The organism is bacterium, from assembly GCA_040757115.1.
In the GTDB taxonomy this organism is placed as follows: domain Bacteria; phylum UBA9089; class CG2-30-40-21; order CG2-30-40-21; family SBAY01; genus JBFLXS01.
The window spans coordinates 1-1,032 of sequence record JBFLYA010000458.1; the positions used below are offsets into that span (position 1 = coordinate 1).

1 protein-coding gene is annotated in these 1,032 nt (G+C 36.3%); it reads right to left on the reverse strand.

Annotation, left to right across the window (positions count from 1 at the left end):
- Nucleotides 1-107 precede the first annotated feature (107 nt).
- Nucleotides 108-941 (reverse strand): hypothetical protein, encoded by an 834-nt coding sequence (locus tag AB1422_19630; protein MEW6621513.1) that lies wholly within the window; start codon nucleotides 939-941, stop codon nucleotides 108-110.
- Between the last annotated feature and the right edge of the window lie 91 nt (nucleotides 942-1,032).

Consider the following 1,032-nt stretch of genomic DNA (forward strand, 5'->3'; position numbering starts at 1 on the left):
TTTTTCACGCAAAGGACGCAAAGGTAATTTTTTCCCTTATTCCCCTTTGCGTTCTTTGCGTGCTTGGCGTGAAACTTCCTTAAACACATACTTAAGGTAATAACTTATTACCTTGTTCCCTCATATAGCTGTTTTCTCTTTGCCTCTAACAAATCTTCTTCCAACCCTAAGAATTCTGCGGCACAGATAATCCTTTTATTTAACTTTTCGGCGATAGTTAGAGCCTCTTTTAACTTATCTCGCCATTTTAGTTTTCGGACATAATGATGGTCGATAATAAAGTCTTTTATCCTTGTTTCTTTAATAATCCTGATTATATTTGGAATGATATTTTGAAATGGAAATGTCATTGGACCATCAAAGATAACCACCTCTGGGTTTTGTTTTAAGATAAAATCAACCTGGCAGTCGAGATTTCCTCCTTCAATGTCTGATGTATGGACTAATTTAGATGAACCATCGGTAATAGACACCTCAGTCACATATCCCAATCTATCTATATTTCCATGAGGCACCGCGGCAGAGAAGGTAATTTTAGTTTTACCAAACGCAAATTCCTTGCCATCAGAATAATTTAGATTCTCAATCCCTTTAATCATCTCTAAAAATTCTGCGGCTCTTGTTTTTTGACTTTGATTTATATTTAAAGTTGGATGTTTAACGAAGATAATTTTATTGCCATAGAGTTCTGGATATGAAGGGTTATAATGGTCATAATGATAATGAGTGATAATCAGCACATCTGATTTTTTAGCATATTCTTTAATTACTTCCCAATGTTGTGCTTCTCGCTCTAATTCAATGGGATGAGGAGGAAGTCCTGATTTTATTGGGGCTAAAGATACGGCTGGGTCAATGACTATCTTTAAATCGCTGGTCTCAACATAAGTTGCCATTGACCTTGTGCCTAAAGAATCAAAGGCTAATGGAAGTATTTTCATCGGATTATTTCCCTGTGAAATTTGACTACCCGTAACCGTTCAGGTGGTAATTTACCGCAGAGACGCAGAGGAACAGAGAAGATATGGAAAT